Here is a 16177-nt window from a genome sequence, read left to right on the forward strand (position 1 = left end):
CCAGACGTTAGGGATGGAAGATTTCACTATCAGAAAGCTGGCTTCGATGGTGATACCAGCTTCTCGCACGAGCGGTGAGGGCATTCGTAGTGATTATATCCTGATGGATGTACCGAACTATGATCCTGCGAAGTGTTTCGTGCTGATTACCCCAAGGCAGTATGCCTCCTATGGACAGCCTGGCAATCCTGATGCGTGGGGGTATGTTCCCACTTATAAGGATTTAGGAGGAACGAGCATCGGAATATTTACTTACGTCAACAGAAGACGCCCTACCGGGGTAGGTGGGCGATTCAGGGATGAATGGATAGAACATGCTGTTGAGTCTGTAGTGGAAGTTGTGAGGGTGGGGTGATGGTGGACTATGGTTTCTCCGCAGTTAATGGGGCGAGCTCGGTTATTATCGGTAGCAAGTACAAGGTGCTGGTATTTTCCGAGCGAGGCCAGTTCGCTATCACTTCCCGATATACGGATAAGGAAGGGTTTGGATCTGTCGTTTTTGCCCGGCCAATTCTGACCCAAGAGCCGCCACAGATTTTCGTCAGGCACATAAGCGGTAGCCATCCTTCCTTGGGTATTTATACCACCATGTCGGGAGGGCCCGGTAACTGGACCGGGTTTTTGGTGACCTCGGCAGTTAGGTTTGGCAGTTCGCTGCAGAATTACTCAATGGAGTACGTCGCTTGTAAGTTCGCTGATCAGCCAAGCCCCGAGGTTTACGGTATGAATATTCGGGACGATGCTCGGCGCATAGTATTTTCGTCGGCTGACAAGATTGTGAGATACAGTAAGTTCGCCAAAAACTGGACACTACAAAAAGGCGATATGGTTGATATTTATGATAGCAACCTAACCATTGATGCTGACGACTTTGTTTGCATTTCCAGCATAGACCGGGGTGTCATGTGGTTTGCAGACGGCGTCCAGTTTGCGGGCCTTACCTTGCTGAGTAACAGTGTGCCTGTTTTACAAATAAACGCTCAAATCGCGGGCGGTGGATATTGGTATTACCAAGGAATGAACGAAACCTGCTTCGCTATACCGGTCTGTAAGTTTTCTGTCTCTAGATATTATAACTAAGCACTTTTTGGAGTTGCACATATGCCTTGGCTTAGAAGCGGTACTGTCTCCGTGACAAACGGATCAACTGCCGTGACGGGCGTGAACGCTGCTTTTGACGCGAACTCCCGCGTGGGCGACGCCTTTGTAGGGCCTGATGGCCTGAGTTACGAAATCGCGAACGTGGCCAGCCCTACGGTTATATCGATTCTACCGCCGTATAAGGGGGCTACGGTAAGCGGTGCAAGCTACGCGATCATGCCCGTTCAGGGGTACGATAAGCTGCTTCGAGACGCATTTAATGCTGTAAATCTGCGCTGGGGAAATACCCTTGCGAGTCTCGGCACGACCGGCAACTACGACATTCTGCCTGTTGCCAAGGGCGGGACTGGCGCAGCGTCGGGGGCTGATGCCCGAACGAACCTAGGTCTCGGCACTGTTGCAACCGAAAACACTGTTCCGGTTAACAAAGGGGGTACAGGCCGCACTGACGGACGAGTGCTGCTGTCCGAGATCGGAGTTCAGCAGGCAGCAGCCCTCTTCGGAGTGCAAGGCATGTATATGGGCTGGAATACCGGCTCTAAGGGTGAGGGTCACTTCGTTGTAAACAAGGGCGGTGGCGCGGGTGGATTTACGTGGCGCTCCGTGAACGCGGCCAACAGCGCTACCGGCCCCGAAATGACCTATAGCTACGACGGCCTGTTGAGTGTGTCCTCACTTGCTGTGACTGCCGCACCAATCGGGATTTCATCTGGCGGCACGGGAGGCAACACTGCTGCAACCGCTCGCAACGCTCTCGGCATTGGCGCCGCTCAAGCGCCTACTTTCGGCGGAATTGAACTCAGCAACACCAGTCCTTATATCGACTTTCATTTCAACAACACTGCTGCCGACTATGACGTCAGGATCATCAACCAAAATTCTGGAATTCTTACTGTTGCTGGCGCTCTTGAAGTGACCGGACGGGTTGCTTCAGCAGGTACTTGGTGTAGAGCAGGCCTTAGCGCCGGGCGTGGCGGCACCGTCTATAACTACAATTGGACCGGCTCAAACGTAGATGTGTGGATCGACAACACCTATGTCGGGACCATGACGCTGTTCGGGTCTGACTACCGGTTCAAGAAGTACATCACCGATGCAAAAGTACCGTCGTACCGTGATCGCATCAACGCTTACAGAATCGTCACCTACCAGCGCAAGGTGTTCGGCGCGGTGTTTCGTGGCGATGGAACCACCTATCAAGGCTTGATTGCGCATGAGGCGCAGGCTGTAAATCCCTTGGCCGTGACCGGCGAGAAGGATGGCGTCGACGAAAGCGGCAACGCACGTATCCAGCAGCTCGACCCGATGGCCTTGATCACCGATCTGATGGGCGCTGTCAAAGAGCTGCACACAGAGTCTTTAGAGCTGCGCGCCGAGCTGGCCGCGCTCAAGACATCGATTCAGCCAGCCCCAGAACCAGCCGCCGCGTAACACCTGAACAGCAACACCCGCACCCCCGCCATTGAGCGGGTATTTTTTTGCCTGGAGAAACCGAAATGCCGATCACTGCGCAGCAACTACTGCAGATCCTCCCGAGCGCCGGCCAGAAAGCCGGCGTTTTTGCACCCGTCTTGAACACAGCGATGAGCAAGTACCAGATTGTGACCCCGCTGCGTATCGCTGCATTCATTGCCCAAGTCGGCCATGAGTCCGGTCAGCTGCGCTACGTCCGCGAGATTTGGGGCCCAACGAAGCAGCAGCTGGGTTACGAGGGCCGAAAGGACCTTGGCAACACCGTTGCGGGTGATGGCTCGAAATTTCGGGGCCGTGGACTGATCCAGGTGACGGGCAGGGCCAATTACGAGGAATGCGGCGAAGCACTGGGCCTCGACCTGATCAACCATCCCGAATTGCTCGAACTGCCGCAGCACGCCGCTATGTCGGCGGCGTGGTTCTGGCACCGGGCCGCTCTCAACACGCTGGCCGACAAGGGCGACTTCCTGACCATCACCAAACGTATCAATGGTGGCACGAATGGCTTGGCTGATCGGCAGACGCTGTATGTTCGCGCGCTTGAGGTGCTGGCGTGAGCGGTCTTTACGCAAGAGTCGGCGGCTTATTACTGATCTTGCTGGCGCTGGCCGGTGCGTTGTACGGGGCTTACCTGCATGGCGTGACCGTCACCGACCTGGACTGGAAGGCGAAGTGGGCCGAGGAAGTCAGTTCCCAATCCGAAGCGGTGGCCACGACGACCACCGAATACCGAACCGAAGAGCAACGCCGTCAGAAAGCGGCCAACCAGGTAGCAAACCATGCAAGACAAGAACAGACCGCTGCGCTTACTGATGCTGCTGTCGCTGATGCTGCTGGCGACCGGCTGCGCGTCGAAGCCGGAAAGCTGGCAGCCGCCACAAGTTGCTCCCCCAGCAATACCGGCGCTGCCGAACGAGGCAAGGCAGCCAGCCGTGCCGCAATGGTGCTCTCCGAGCTGCTCAGCAGGTCTGACGCGCGAGCGGGAGAACTCGCTAAATACGCTGACTCTGCCCGAGTAGCCGGGCTGGCGTGTAATCGCCTTGTCGATGAGCTATCCGGCACCATCAATCAAGTCAGGCCGTAGGCCTGATTAGAATTCGTGCTTCACGCACAAAAGGAGCGGCTGGTAAGGATGCGTCAACATCCGTTCCAGCCACCGAACCGCAGACTATTCCTGCAAGTCCAGCCAAGGCCCCTCGCTCTGTGCACAAAGCGCGGCGAGCCTATCACCTGTTTATCCATACAGTAAAGGCTTGCACATGACTAACCCCATTATTCCCTGGATGGGCGGCAAGCGCCGCCTCGCCGACCGGCTTATCCCCCTTTTCCCGCCACATGAATGCTATGTCGAAGTTTTCGCTGGTGGAGCCGCGCTGTACTTCATGCGACCTCAGGCCGCCCCTGTTGAAGTTCTGAACGACATCAACGGCGAGCTGGTTAGCTTGTACCGGGTGGTGCAAAACCATCTCGAAGAATTTGTACGCCAGTTCAAATGGGCGCTTAGCTCCAGGCAAGTGTTCGAATGGCAAAAAACGACCCGCCCTGAAACTCTCACCGATATTCAGCGAGCCGCCCGATTTTTCTATCTCCAGCATCACGCCTTCGCAGGCAAAGTTACCGGCCAGACATTCGGGACCGCGACAACTGGTCCTGCCATAAATCTGCTGAGGATCGAGGAAAACCTGTCCGCCGCTTGGCAGAGGCTTTCTGGCACGTATGTCGAAAACCTTCCTTGGCTGGACTGCGCCGAGCGTTACGACCGTGCCCACACCTTTCACTACATGGATCCCCCGTATTGGAAAACCGCTGGCTATGGCGTGGATTTCCCGTTCGAAAACTACGAGCGAATGGCCGACTTCATGCGGAGATGTAAAGGAAAGGTGATGGTGAGCATCAACGATCACCCTGACATCAGGAAGGTTTTCGACGGCTTCCATTTTGAGCAGGTGGATATTCGCTACACCACTTCGAATCAGCGACAAGGCAAGAGCGAGGTCAGTGGAGAGCTCGTGATAATGAATTGGGAGCCGTCTGCGCTTGGGGGCTTGTTCTGAGGCTTCGCGCCTTTTTATGTACTTTGGAGGCAAAATGCAGACATCGATTAAGCAAGAAAACTACGACCGCACCATAAAGGTAACGCTGGCAGTGAAGGCGAACGGTGGTTCGGTGTCAGTCCAGATCCAGGCTGGGGACAGCTGGATCAATACCGACACGTTCTGGAAAGACGGTGCCTATCAGTTGAGCTTTCCGCCGGCGACGATCCGAATCGTGCCTGCTGCTGGCGCTGCGTTTGAGGTATACGCATGAGCCTTCTGGTAAATCCCGTACCTCGGCGCCAGCCGATCCGACGCGGCCTGGGCCTGCTCGGCGATAGCTTCTCGGGCAACTGCCACACCATCGCGGCGACGGCGTTCGGTACCGAGGCCTATGGCTATGCCGGCATGATCGCGGCGCGCACCGGCCTGTTTCCCAGCTACCTGGACAATCAAGGCAAGCTCGGCGACCACACCGGGCAGTTCCTGGCCAGGCTACCGGCCTGCATTTCCTCGTCAACTGCCGACCTGTGGCTGCTGTTGTCACGTACCAACGACAGCACCACGGCAGGTATGAGCCTTGCTGACACGAAAGCCAACGTGATGAAGATCGTCACCGCTTTCCTGAACACGCCTGGCAAGTACCTGATCGTCGGCACTGGTACGCCGCGTTTCGGTAGCAGGGCGCTGACCGGGCAGGCCCTGACCGATGCGATCGCCTACAAAGACTGGGTGCTGAACTACGTCAGCCAGTTCGTACCTGTGGTGAACATTTGGGACGGCTTCACCGAGGCCATGACGGTTGAAGGCCTGCACCCAAACATCCTCGGTGCCGACTTCATCAGTTCGCGGGTGGTGCCGATCATCACCGCCGACTTCGAATTTCCTGGCATCCCGCTACCAACGGACGCTGGCGACATTTACTCGGCCATTCGCCCGTTCGGCTGCCTCAATGCAAACCCTATGATGTTGGGCACTGGCGGCACTCTCCCGGCTGGTGTCAACGCCGTGGCCGGTTCGGTGCTGGCTGACGGCTACAAAGCCGTGGGCTCTGCCCTGACTGGGATCACCACGCGCTGGTTCAAAGAGCCTGCCGCTTATGGCGAAGCGCAGTGTATCGAGCTGGGCGGCAACATGGCGGCGGCGGGCGGCTACATCTACGTGCAGCCAACAGCGAACGTCATCAATACCAACCTGGCCGCCGGTGACGTTATCGAAATGGTGTCGGCGGTGGAGATCGCGGGGGAGTCGCGCGGGATACTCGCGTGGGAAGCCGAGTTGACCATCACCAAGCTTGTCGGCGGCGCCTCGACCACGTTTTACTATCGCTCAATGGACAAGTATCAGGAGCCATTCACCATGCCGGCCAGCTTCTCCGGGCAGCTAGAAACGCAGCGCGTAACGATCGACCTGACTGAAACGGTGATCACCTCACGCATGGGGCTGTACTTGGCCGCCGGCGTGCCGCAGAACTCGATAGTCAAGGTCGCCCAGTTTGGGATTCGCAAGGTTTAGCTGATCGACCTGGGTCGACAGCAATGCTTTCTGCGCGCTTCATTGGCCGGGGAAGCTTGTTCGGCACTGAGGGTCTTCGATAAAGCCTCGGCCGTCGCAGTGCGTACAATCGTCGCGCACTGCGAACCCATCAAGGCAATGAAGGCATCTGATAAATATCGAGTAGTGTGGCGCTCCCATAGCGAAACGTAGAACTTTAAATCTCCCTGATCCAAGGCTACAGCGCTCGCATCAATTAGCGCGCGGTACTGGTCCTCATCGGTCAGGCGCTGGAATCTCACTCCGTTGATCTGTCTGGATTGCTCAACCAGTGTCAACGTCTGGCCGGTTTCGGTGTAGATGTAACGACCCTCAAGCACACCGTACCTTTTGTAGTCTCTCATCATGAGGTTGTTGCTCTCATCCAGAAAGGCGAAGTGGGCGGCATGGGCCAGCTCGAACATTTGGAAACGTTCCAGTGAATCGATCAGCCCGCCGGACTGCATGTCTTCGGCCATGCGTGCCAGAAACCGGTAGGGGTGACTGCAGGGTTCGTCCATTTCCTCCTGTCATTGAGCCTTTTGTGCCATTCGGCCAAGGCTTCTAAGCTGTTGCACTCGTTCATGGGGATGATTTTCACTTTCTGTATGGGCATAAAGTAGTCGAGTCGTTCGGGTTTGGGGGGTGGTGTGCGTCGGCAGAGCACCGGGGATGGGAGTGGAAAGTAGCTTCGATTCGCCATGCGCTTTTCTTCTCACGTGACGACCTACAATCGACTAAACCGCAGGCTGCCTTTCAAAAAGGCATCGTAGATACGCCATAGACGTGCCAGCACGTGTCTATGTGGTCGTTTATTTTATGTGAAATTATTTTCATCTGGATGCTGTTCTGATTTGGAACTGGCTAAGCACTTATGTCCACTCATAGATTGGTTATAAACTATTTGGCAGTGATTAGAATGTAGGTATATCAAGCTAAGAATATATATCTGCGGCTCAATTTTTAAAAAAATCACAGGAAGTTGTAATGTTTTTATTGCTGCTTTAATCGAAATTAACTTAAGGGGAGAGGGGTATGGGTTGTGCATCTTCAAATATGTCGGTTAGTTCGTCTGGGAGTTTTCGAGCAAATAGTCTGAATTCTCCAGATCATTCTAGAGCTGAATCCTCTAGTGTGAATTCTACATCGAGATCCCCAAGGTTCGGTGAGCTTAAAGGACCACAAGACAGCCGGTTAACTCAGCATCAACAATCGTTAGTCGGTGTGGCTCGTTGGCCGAATCCTAATTTTAATAGAGATCACACGCCCTACCAGATGGAGTATGGTCAGTCTTTTTATCATAAAAGCCGAGAGTTGGGCGCCGCGATTGCTGGGGGGAATATCAATAGTTTTAGTGAGGCTTGGGACGAGGCACGTGATTGGAGAAGCGCCAGAGCCGGCGACAAGGCAAAGGAGTTTGCCGATATCCGTGATCCCAATTGGCCTCGTGAGTTCATTACTCCTCTTACGGGGCCATACGAATATATAAAGGATAGATTCGCAAAGCGTAAAGATGCAGATATTAGAAGGCCCACAGGCACCCTACCAAAGAGCAAGGTTTTTAAAGTCTACGGAAAAATTGACGGTGAACCCTTACTACTTACGTGTATATGGATGACCACTGATCGTCATGCTGACCGGACAAAAGAACCTTATCCAAATATGCGCAGGATTGGTATGAATGATATAGGCGAACCTTATGTGATAGTTCATACGGATGCCGAGCACATTCCGAAAATTTTGCAGCATGTCGAAGGGCTTTACGGAGTTGCTACTGACGCTACGATATCCGATGCTCGTGCATTAAAGACGCTTGCAGAGATACACTGGTGGGGGGTACATGCTGTACCTGATATGCGTGGAAGTGCAGCAAAAGCCGAACTATGTGTGCGTTCTATCGCTCAAGCAAGAGGTATGGATCTTCCTCCAATGAAACCAGGTATTGTTCCAGATTTGGAGGCGTTAACAATGAATTTGAAAGATTTTGTGAATAGCTATGAGGGTTTTTTTGATCACAGCTGACGGACGTTTCTTCTTGGATTGCGAAACATCTGCTCAATGATGTCTCGCTGCCGGTTTTTTGGTCGATCAAACAGCTGAGGTACGATAGGTCTGGGAGCGTCGTGGTACTTACCGCTACGGTTGCTGACGGTCGCGGTAGTGGCTAAATACTCAGTACGATAACCCTTATCAACCGTGAATCAGTTCCGAAATAAAAAGTATAGTCCCCATTCTACGAGGGCTCCAGAGGACTTTTCTCGCTTCTATTGCGGAACCAAATATCGCTACAGTCCGCAGCCTGCTTGTATTTCATAACCGGATTGCAAATCCGCCTACGGCAGTTCGATTCTGACCTCGGCCTCCACTATTCAAAACCCCGCAGATTAACGTCTGCGGGGTTTTTTATTGGGCGGCGAAAAGTGAGGGGTTCCGAAACTTTCTCACTTTGAGGGCTGCGCGACGGCGCCGATCCGGCTGGAAACGCGCTTTGTTATCTCCTGTTGGGAGTTGCTAAGCAACAGGCTGGCATCTGCGATATCGGTGATCTCGGACGCGGCTTTCGGCCTGATATCTTTGAATTGAAACTGGTGGATTTCTTTGCGCCGAGCTGGGCGGCAACATTGCGGTGGGCAGCGACATCTATGTGCAAGTCAACTGCGAACGTCATCAAAACCAATCTGGCTGGCGATGTTATCCAAATGGTGTTGGCGGTCGAGCTTATCGGAGAGTTGTGCAGGGGCGGCCTGGAAGGCTGAGTTGACCATCACCAAGCCTGTCGGCGAGGCCTCGACTACGTTCTACTTCCGCTCGATGGACAAGTACCAAGAGCCATTCACCATGCCGGCCAACATCGCCGGGCAGTTGGAAACGCAACGTGGAACGGTTGACCTGACTGAGACGGTGATCGCCTCACGGATGGAGCTTTACCTGGCCGCTGGCGTGCCGCAGAACTCGATAGTCAAGGTCGCCCAGTTTGGGATTCGCAAGGTTTAGCTGATCGACCTAGGTCGACAGCAATGCTTTCTGCGCGCTTCATTGGCCGGGGAAGCTTGTTCGGGCACTGAGGGTCTTCGATAAAGCCTCGGCCGTCGCAGTGCGTACAATCGTCGCGCACTGCGAACCCATCAAGGCAATGAAGGCATCTGATAAATATCGAGTAGCTGTGGCGCTCCCATAGCGAAACGTAGAACTTGAAATCTCCCTGATCCAAGGCGACGGCGCTCGCATCAATCAGCGCGCGGTACTGATCCTCATCGGTGAGGCGCTGGAGGTTCACTCCGTTGATCTGTCTGGATTGCTCAACCAGTGTCAACGTCTGGCCGGTTTCGGTGTAAATGTAACGACCCTCAAGCACACCGTACCTTTTGTAGTCCCTCATCATGAGATTGTTGCTCTCATCCAGAAAGGCGAAGTGGGCGGCATGGTAGGGCGATTGATCGGCCTCGTGCAGGACGTAACGTGAGTGCAGAAGGCTTCCTACAACGATGCCGCCCGCGTTGTAGGCCAAGTAGTCTGATGCCTGGTGGCGCCATTCGTGGTTGCCTTCCTCTGTGAAATGGCAGAAGGCGGCACTGGCCAGCTCGAACATTTCGAAGCGTTCCAGTGGATCGACCAGTCCGCCGGTCTGCATGTCTTCGGCCATGCGTGCCAGAAACCGGTAGGTGACTGCAGGGTTCGTCCATTGCCTCCTGTCATTGAGCCTTTTGTGCCATTCGACCAAGGCTTCTGAGCTGCTGCACTCGTTCATGGGGATGATTCTCAATTGATGTATATACATACAGTATTCGAGTCGTTTAGGTTTGGGGAGTGGTGTTCGTCGGCAGGACGCCGGGGGAGGGATAGTTGCGTGCGCTTTCCTTCTAAATCTTCCCCAAAACGCAACCATAAACATCTGATTTCATTGGGATAGTAAAGTTGGGAAAGCGCGGTTAAAAATATAGCTTTCTTCTATGTAAATATTTGATTTAAAAAGAATATTTAGGAAATATCGGGGCATTCCAGTCAGCAACCACCAGATCGAAGTTGTCAGCCTTCCATTGTGCAAGCCCCTGCGCACCATTTTCAGCCACTTCGCAATGATGGCCGAGAAAGCCCAGTTGCTGACACAGCAGCATCCGGTTGGCGGGATGGTCGTCCACCACCAGGATCCTGAGGGGCTGGCTGGCCGAACTCGAGGGCTGCGGCGCCACGGGCTGATGGGTCAGCGGTTCAAGTGTCGTCAGCAGCAGCTCCATGCTCACCCGGGTGCCTTGGCCCGGCGCGCTGTCGAGCTGCAGGTTGCCGCCCATCATCACGCACAGGCTGCGGCAGATCACCAGTCCCAGGCCGGCGCCGGTCCTGGCCATCTGCCCGGTATTGTCCACCTGAGCAAAAGGCTCGAAGAGGCGCTGCTGGTCTTCGCTGCTGATGCCGATGCCGCTGTCCTGAACCATTACATGCAGGTGCAGCTGTTGGGGGGCCGCTGTATCGCCAGCCTGAAGACTGATCTTTACCTGCCCGTCCTGAGTGAACTTGATGGCGTTGCTGACCAGATTGGACAATATCTGCTTGAAGCGCAGAGGATCGATCAGCACGTCGGTGTTGATTCGGCTGTCCAGCGCCAGCACCAGGCTGAGGTCTTTCTGTCGGGCCAGGCCGTCGAAGACCCTGACCACCGACTCGACCAGTTGGCGCAGGTTTGCCCGCTCCGGGTTGAGGGCCAGACGGCCGGATTCGATGCGGGCGATATCAAGAATATCGCCTATCAGGTCCAGCAGGTCGTTGGCCGAGCTGTAGGCAACCTCGATGGCAGAGCGATCCAGTTCGCCATGGTCTGCACGTTTGAGTGCCAGCTCGAGCATGCCGATCACAGCATTCATTGGGGTGCGTATTTCATGGCTCATGGTGGCCAGAAAGGTACTTTTGGCCCGACTGGCCGCGTCCGCCTGCTCCTTGGCGGCCTGCAGCTCCTCGATCAACTGGCGACGTTCACTGATGTCGATCCAGCCACCGATGATGCCTTGCACTTCGCCCAGCGAGTCGCGGAAGGGCAATATCCAGTGATAAATGGTCAGTTGCCGCTCACCGATCCGCAAAGGGCGGTCAAGGATCAGGGCCGTGCCGCTGGCCATGACCTGCTCATAGTCCGCTGCGTATTCACTGGCTTCGAAGGCATTGCCCGGCACGCCTGCGGCGGTGCTCTTGCCGATGACATCTTCACGTCTGGCAGAGAACGTTTGAAGGTAGCTGTCGTTGCAGATACGCAGAAGGCCTTCTCGATCGCGCACGTAGATCGGGTGCGGGGTGCCGTCCACCAGCGCTCTCATGAATTCGAACTGATCGCCCAGCGCCCGCTCGGCGGCTTCGCGCTGGCGGATCTGCCTTTGCATCCACGCATTCCAGGCCAGCAGGCCCAGCAGCAGAAGGCTCGCGCCGATCAGGATCTGGTAGATCAGGCGCTCGTAATCGTGCCAGGTCGCACTCGATGGGGTGTAGGCGCGCCATCGATTGTTGATTGCCGCCAGATCCTGAGGAGCGATGCTCGCCAGTGCCTTGTCGAGAATCGAACTCAGCTCGATGGCATTGCGCGAGGTGGCCATGGAAATCAGCGCCGGGTCCTCGCCGAGGGTGGCAGTCATCTGCAAACGCTCTTCAAAGATGCCTGAAGACAGAAAGTAGTTTGCACTCAGCAGCGAAATGACCGCGCCTTCGGTTCTGCCCAGCGCCAGCATGTCCAGTGCCTGGAACGGGTTGTCGATTTCCAGTGGCACGACGTTCGGGTAGTTGTTGCGCAGCCAGCCCAGCATCGGGCTGCCCTGGGTGATGGCCAGGCGTTTGCCGTCCATTTGTTCGAGATGGCTGGGTGACCCCTGATCCTTGCGGGTGACCAGTACGAAAGAATTGTCGACATAAGGTCGGCTGAAGCTCAGGCGGTCTTCTCGCTCGTCACTGGAATCCAGTGCGCCGATCATGTCGGCTTTGCCCTCCGTGACCTGATTTTGCATATCCGTCAGGCTCGGCGAGCGCTTGACGTCGAACTTGAGCCCGGTGCGCAGGCGAACCAGCTCCAGCAGGTCAGCAGTGATGCCGCGAAAATTGCCTTTGGCATCGAAAAACGTCAGGGGGGCGTAGGCTTCGTTGACCACCACACGTATGGTTGGATGCTGAGCGATCCAGCGTTCCTCGCGCTGTGTGAGTTGCAGCTTCTGGTCGGTCAGCAGCAGATCGCTGCCTGTGTTCCAGCGTCGGGATATGTTGATGCGCTCCTCGACCGGAATCGCCTTCAATGCCTGGTTGATGATACCCAGCAGTTGGGTGTTTTCCTGGCGTACGGCGAAGCTGAAGCCATTGGCCTCGTGCTTGCCGAAGTTCGACATCTGGACGTTGTTCAGGTAGCCCTTGTTGATGATGTACTGGGTAGAAATGGTGTCGCCCAGAAATACATCGGCCTGGTTGAAGGCCACGGCATTGATGGCGTTCTGAAACGACGGGTAATGCTTGAGAATCGCGCCTGGATAAGTCGCTTCGACCTCCGCTGTCGGCAAGTAGTGATAGACCATGCTCAGGCGCATGCCTTTCAGGCCGTCGTTCAAGGGGCGCGTTTCTCCGACGCGTGTGACCAGCACGGGCTGGTCCACCGAGTAGGGTTGGGACAGCCTGATGTTGCGCTCGACGGCTTCGAAGCCGTTGGCCGTGCCCAGCAGATCGACCTGGCCTGCGACAAGCGCCCTGATCGCTGCGTCACGGCTCGCGAAACGCTGGACCCTGATCGGGAGGTCCAGCGCCCCCGAGATGATGCCAGCGTAATCAGCCGTTATGCCTTCGTAATCGTTGCCTGAAATAGTCACGTCGAAGGGTGGGTAGTCAGGGCTGGAAGTGCCTAGAATCAGCTCGCGCTGACCGCGTACCCACTGCCATTGGCTGCTGTCCAGCTTGACGTCCATGTGCGCAGGGCTCGAGCGGCCGAGCAGGGTGTAGTGATCGGCCGCGGCAGGACCGGCCTCGACACCCCAGCCTGTGCAGAGGCCTGTGGCCAGTAGTAATAATTGTCTGAAGCGCTTGGGCATCCGGTCTCTCACACTAGCGAGTTGCGTTTTGCCATCTCGATAAGTTCTACCAAGGTTCTGGTTTTGAGTTTTTGCATGAGCCTTGTCTTGTAGGTGCTCACGGTCTTGTTACTGAGAAACATGCCCTTGGCTATTTCCTTGTTGGAGCGCCCTTGTGCAAACAATTGCAGCACCATCAATTCACGATCATTGACCAACTTGAACAGCTCCAGCTCGCTGGTGTGTCCATCTTCACGAACTGCACACGCCAACGCCTGGCTGGGAAAGTAATTGTAGCCGGATAATACTGCTTTCACCGAACTGAGCAATTCGCTTAGATCTTCCTGTTTGCATACATAACCGGAAGCCCCCGATTGCATGCAGCGAATCGCAAACAGATTGGGTGTCTGCGAGGTCAGCACCAGAATCTTGGACGGCAGCCCCATGGTGTTGAAGCGTGCCAGCACCTCAAGCCCGTCGAGCTTGGGGATGCTGATGTCGAGGATGATCAGGTCGGGCATGCATTCGCGAACCATTTGCATGGCGTCGACACCGTTATCGGTTTCGCCCACCACTTCGTAATTCTCGTTCTCCAGCAGCATTCTTACCGCCATCCGGATAACCGGGTGGTCGTCGATGATAAAAACTGAGTTCATATTCCATTCCATAACAAGCGGCGAATAAAGCGCGCACCTTAGCTCAGATGTTCGGGCAGGCACATAAAGAGACTTGCTCAACAGACATATATAGGAAAAGTCCTACGATAATTAACGTATCGGAGTACGTAAAAGCCTACGCAGAACACAAGTGTGTTTAAACGTTAACGCGTTTTTCTGTGTGGTTCGAATTATGTTGTACAGGTTGTTTATTACTTTCTGGAATCATCAGGCATGTTTATCGATGATTTCCTACAGTTGTAAACGTGAATTCACGATCATCACGATCATCTGTCGGTGATGTGCGGTGAGTTGTTGTGCGACAGCTTGTCGATAGTCAGGCAGGAAGGTTTTGCAGCAGACGGCTCAGGTCAGGTCCGTGTAGGGGCTTGCTCAGGCAGCCAAGCAGCGGCAGATCACGCTCGACAGCGAGCTGCCGGAGTTTTTCAAGTTGGATATCGGGCAGGCCGCTGAGAAGAATGGCGTGGCGCAGCAACCCCAGCCGTGATGCTTCGCTGATCAGGTCGATGCCTGGCGTGTCCGGCAGGCATTGATCACAGAGTAAAAGCCCGTACGGCTCTGGGCTGCGCTGCATCGCATTCATGGCTTCTGCCGCAGTCAGTGCGGGGGTAAGCAGGAAATAGCCCTGATTGTTGAGCAGTACCTGAGTGGCGATCAATTGGAAGGGATGATCCTCCACCAACAGGATGCGCAGGCTGTGTTTGGACATGAGTTTTCCGGAATGGCCCTGGCTAGGCATTGGGGCATCGGCACACGGCATGCACACCGGCAAGTGTCGCAGGCGGACGTATGAAGTGCCGATGCGGCAGTTGAAGTGGCTGGAATTATTGAGGGATGCAAGAAAACCTGCGATAGGACTCGTCTGACAAGCTTGTAGGGCTTGTCTGAGTTTTAAAGGGCGAGGTATGCAGGCCCGCCGAACACCTGAAGCTTTTCAGGCATTTTTCGGGCCATTTGTGGGTTACTCAGCCGGAGCGCCCGGTCATTTCGCGAGCCATCTCACTGGCGTAACTGTCGGTCATGCCGGCGATGAAGTCGATCATGCGCAGGAAGGAGGCATGCAGCGATGCCTTGGGGTCAGGCGCACTGTTGCCCAGCAGGTCGAGGATACGCCGGTGTTTGAAGGACGGCGTCCGGCCACCGAACTGCTCGACCGCAGCGCCGCAAAACGCGTTGAGCAGGATCTCCAGCGTGGTGTAGGCGCCGATTTCGTGCAAGGTCTTGCGCTTGTCCTGGAAGATCTTCTTGCGCGCCATGTCCTTTGCGTTCAGCACGCAAAGCTTGGCCGGGCCGTGCATGTGTTCGACCAGGTCGCCTGGCAGGGTGCCGGCAAGCAGCGCATCCTGCTGCTCGACGAAGGCCCTGGCGGCCGCGTTGGTCAAGTGTTCTATGGCTTTGCCACGCAGTATCGCCAGCTTGCGTCGCCGCGAATCGCCCGGGCCCAACTGCCGATAGGTTTCAGGCAAGTCATCGCCGACCAGCCCAAGCAGTAGAGACTCGACTTCCGAATAGTCCAGCAGGTCCATCTCAAGCCCGTCTTCCAGGTCGATCAGGGCGTAGCAGATGTCATCGGCGGCTTCCATCAGGTAAACCAGCGGGTGACGCGCCCAGCGCTGCTCCTCAAGTTGGGGCAGGCCGAGCTTGCCGGCTATCTGCTCGAGAATCGGCAATTCGCTCTGGTAGCAGCCGAACTTGTGCTTCTTGTAGCCCAGCGAATCGGCATGACGCGCCGTCCACGGGTACTTGAGGTAAGTGCCCAGGGTGGCGTAGGTCAGGCGAGTGCCTCCGTCGAACTGATGGTATTCCAGTTGCGTCAGCACTCGGAAACCCTGCGCGTTGCCTTCGAAATTGAGGAAGTCGTTGCGCTCGGTTTCGCTCATCGCGTCGAGCCAGCCTCGTCCGGCGGCCTGATTGAACCAGTTGCGAATGGCATCTTCGCCCGAGTGGCCGAACGGGGGATTGCCGATATCGTGGGCCAGACAGGCAGATTGTACGACCATGCCCAGGTCGCTCGGGTCGCACCAGTCGGGCAGGGCGGAGCGCAGGGTTTCGCCGACGCGCATGCCCAGCGACCTGCCGACGCAACTGACTTCCAGCGAGTGGGTCAGACGAGTGTGGATATGATCGTTGCTGGACACCGGGTGGACCTGTGTCTTGCGACCCAGACGGCGGAACGCTCCGGAAAAGATGATCCGGTCGTGGTCCTTGTGGAATGGGCTGCGTCCGAGTTCTTCGGGGCTGTGCAGGGTCTTGCCGAGTCGTTCGCGGTTAAGCAGGGTTTGCCAATCCAAGGCGGTCACTCCGTCAGTAGTTATCGCCTAGCTTCCCGGTTCCA

At 55.7% G+C, this 16177-nt stretch carries 15 protein-coding genes and 1 pseudogene; 9 read left to right on the top strand and 7 right to left on the bottom strand.

Translation table 11 applies throughout. From position 1 onward, the window contains the following. Window positions 1–354 precede the first annotated feature (354 nt). From POR16_RS09990 to POR16_RS10020, 7 genes are all read left to right on the top strand, one after another. Complete coding sequence (locus POR16_RS09990; protein ID WP_005897651.1) at window positions 355–1080, top strand: hypothetical protein; 726 nt, start codon at window positions 355–357, stop codon at window positions 1078–1080. A gap of 21 nt (window positions 1081–1101) precedes the next feature. Beyond that, window positions 1102–2532: a tail fiber domain-containing protein gene (locus tag POR16_RS09995; protein ID WP_042933096.1), complete on the top strand. Its 1431-nt coding sequence runs from the start codon at window positions 1102–1104 to the stop codon at window positions 2530–2532. A 65-nt stretch (window positions 2533–2597) separates the two neighbouring features. Beyond that, complete coding sequence (locus POR16_RS10000) at window positions 2598–3131, top strand: glycoside hydrolase family 19 protein (RefSeq protein WP_005897656.1); 534 nt, start codon at window positions 2598–2600, stop codon at window positions 3129–3131. Further along, on the top strand, window positions 3128–3658 hold the full coding sequence (locus POR16_RS10005) for a DUF2514 domain-containing protein (protein ID WP_005897658.1): 531 nt from the start codon (window positions 3128–3130) through the stop codon (window positions 3656–3658). Before POR16_RS10000 ends, POR16_RS10005 begins: the two co-directional genes overlap by 4 nt. Before the next feature lie 175 nt (window positions 3659–3833). After that, complete coding sequence (locus tag POR16_RS10010) at window positions 3834–4628, top strand: DNA adenine methylase (protein ID WP_054989983.1); 795 nt, start codon at window positions 3834–3836, stop codon at window positions 4626–4628. Between the two features lie 34 nt (window positions 4629–4662). Continuing rightward, complete coding sequence (locus POR16_RS10015; RefSeq protein ID WP_042932466.1) at window positions 4663–4881, top strand: hypothetical protein; 219 nt, start codon at window positions 4663–4665, stop codon at window positions 4879–4881. Continuing rightward, complete coding sequence (locus POR16_RS10020) at window positions 4878–6122, top strand: SGNH/GDSL hydrolase family protein (protein WP_154897055.1); 1245 nt, start codon at window positions 4878–4880, stop codon at window positions 6120–6122. The genes POR16_RS10015 and POR16_RS10020 overlap by 4 nt, the downstream gene beginning before the upstream one ends. On the opposite strand, the gene POR16_RS10025 is transcribed toward POR16_RS10020, so the two are convergent. Continuing rightward, entirely contained in the window at window positions 6119–6661 is a 543-nt protein-coding gene (locus tag POR16_RS10025; RefSeq protein ID WP_223810504.1) for a hypothetical protein, read from the bottom strand. The two genes, POR16_RS10020 and POR16_RS10025, sit on opposite strands and share 4 nt — an antisense overlap. A gap of 514 nt (window positions 6662–7175) precedes the next feature. Between POR16_RS10025 and xopAH the strand changes: the two genes are divergently transcribed. Continuing rightward, window positions 7176–8162, top strand: a complete 987-nt coding sequence (xopAH, locus tag POR16_RS10030; protein WP_042931938.1) for a XopAH/AvrB family type III secretion system effector — start codon at window positions 7176–7178, stop codon at window positions 8160–8162. 419 nt (window positions 8163–8581) lie between these two features. Here xopAH and POR16_RS26555 read toward each other — a convergent pair. Continuing rightward, window positions 8582–8737: pseudogene (locus POR16_RS26555) on the bottom strand (integrase); the annotation flags it as partial. Between the two features lie 160 nt (window positions 8738–8897). Here POR16_RS26555 and POR16_RS10035 point away from each other — a divergent pair. Beyond that, window positions 8898–9134, top strand: a complete 237-nt coding sequence (locus tag POR16_RS10035; protein WP_005897385.1) for a hypothetical protein — start codon at window positions 8898–8900, stop codon at window positions 9132–9134. Here the strand turns inward: POR16_RS10035 and POR16_RS10040 are convergent. The 5 genes from POR16_RS10040 to POR16_RS10060 all read right to left on the bottom strand — a co-directional run bounded on the left by POR16_RS10040 (window position 9100) and on the right by POR16_RS10060 (window position 16133). Next, a complete protein-coding gene (locus POR16_RS10040) occupies window positions 9100–9888 on the bottom strand; it encodes a hypothetical protein (protein ID WP_162010090.1) in 789 nt (262 codons plus the stop codon). The genes POR16_RS10035 and POR16_RS10040 overlap by 35 nt on opposite strands. A gap of 217 nt (window positions 9889–10105) precedes the next feature. Beyond that, entirely contained in the window at window positions 10106–13186 is a 3081-nt protein-coding gene (locus tag POR16_RS10045) for a transporter substrate-binding domain-containing protein (protein WP_005893555.1), read from the bottom strand. An 8-nt stretch (window positions 13187–13194) separates the two neighbouring features. Beyond that, window positions 13195–13821, bottom strand: a complete 627-nt coding sequence (locus POR16_RS10050; protein WP_005893554.1) for a response regulator transcription factor — start codon at window positions 13819–13821, stop codon at window positions 13195–13197. Window positions 13822–14158: 337 nt separating this feature from the next. Next, window positions 14159–14551, bottom strand: a complete 393-nt coding sequence (locus POR16_RS10055; protein ID WP_005893552.1) for a response regulator — start codon at window positions 14549–14551, stop codon at window positions 14159–14161. A 256-nt stretch (window positions 14552–14807) separates the two neighbouring features. Beyond that, the gene (locus tag POR16_RS10060) at window positions 14808–16133 is read right to left on the bottom strand and encodes a deoxyguanosinetriphosphate triphosphohydrolase (protein ID WP_005893550.1); all 1326 of its coding nucleotides are present in this window, start codon (window positions 16131–16133) and stop codon (window positions 14808–14810) included. Window positions 16134–16177 lie beyond the last annotated feature (44 nt).

This window comes from Pseudomonas coronafaciens pv. oryzae str. 1_6, assembly GCF_000156995.2.
Taxonomy (GTDB): Bacteria; Pseudomonadota; Gammaproteobacteria; order Pseudomonadales; family Pseudomonadaceae; genus Aquipseudomonas; species Aquipseudomonas tremae.